The organism is Pseudoalteromonas sp. Z1A2 (genome assembly GCF_011378755.1).
Classification (GTDB): Bacteria; Pseudomonadota; Gammaproteobacteria; order Enterobacterales; family Alteromonadaceae; genus Pseudoalteromonas; species Pseudoalteromonas distincta.
In genome coordinates, this window is the sequence record NZ_WTKX01000076.1 from 1 (window position 1) to 1,076 (window position 1,076).

2 protein-coding genes are annotated in these 1,076 nt (G+C 37.5%); both read left to right on the forward strand.

The annotated features are described in order from the left end of the window. The first annotated feature begins 63 nt into the window (after positions 1–63). Positions 64–471, forward strand: coding sequence for a copper resistance CopC family protein (locus tag GQR47_RS20220; protein ID WP_008109924.1), 408 nt, complete (start codon positions 64–66; stop codon positions 469–471). A gap of 11 nt (positions 472–482) precedes the next feature. After that, positions 483–1,076, forward strand: a 594-nt coding sequence (locus GQR47_RS20225) for a copper-binding protein (RefSeq protein ID WP_206016218.1), incomplete at its 3' end; no start/stop codon positions are given.

Consider the following 1,076-nt stretch of genomic DNA (forward strand, 5'->3'; position numbering starts at 1 on the left):
ACAACACCGCATTTGTTGCGGGTATTAAATTTTGGTTTTAATCATTTTAAATAAGAGGTAATTATGAAGTTTTTTAATTCTGCAGTAGCCATTTTAGGTTTAGTGCTTACATTTTCCGCATCAGCGCATATATCACTCAAGCAATCAACACCTGCGCAAGAAGCCATGTTAATGAAAAGCCCAGAGCAACTTTCGTTAACTTTTGGTGGTGAAGTAAGGCTAGCAAAAGTCATCATCAAAGATGAAAAAAATAAATCAATAAACTTTGATTTCAAACCCAGCGCCACCCCAAGCACAGACTTTAATTGGTCATTACCGAGCCTAGCCCAAGGCACTTACACGGTTAAATGGACAGCACTGGGTGGTGATGGACATAAAATGACCGACACGTTTAGATTTATGGTACACAAAAGTGAATCGCATAAGATGATGCAAGAACAATCTAATACCCACAGCAAACATAATCATTAAGTAGCAACATAATGCAATTAAGTGAATGGTCAGTACTCTTATTATTATTAAAACTAGCAAGCTATAGTGCTTTGGCCGCACTTGCTGGTACTTTTTTAATTCGTTTTATTATCGCCAGTAATTTATCTGGTCATCACTTTATAAGTTTCTCTCAGTATTTAAAGCGCTGGCAAATTCAATGTGTGGCATTGGGTTTTATTGCTGTCATTTTACAAGTACCAATTGAAGCTGGTGCAATTGCAGAATCTGGTGTAGCGGGAATGCTAGACCCTTTTATGCAAGAGATTGTTTGGCAATCAGTTATAGGAGAACAAGCTCTTTTCAGAGGCGCAGCGCTTTTTGTGGCTATGATTGTTGCACTTAATTGGCGCATTAACATAAAGCACCGTTTTGCAGTGGTTATAAATAATACAGTTATGTTGGTTTTGCTTATATCTATTGCATATAGCTTCACTTTCACAGGTCACAGTGCAAATGAAAATGGGTTAGTAAAAAGCATTTTAACTTTTCACCTTCTTGCAATAGCAAGTTGGGTGGGGTCACTGTGGCCACTATATAAAAGCTGTACCATATTATCTGTTCATGAAGTTAAGAAGGTAATGCAC

Bases quoted from the DNA above. Each gene is read 5' to 3' on its own strand.
- GQR47_RS20220 (WP_008109924.1), top strand. From the start codon at position 64: ATGAAGTTTTTTAATTCTGCAGTAGCCATTTTAGGTTTAGTGCTTACA.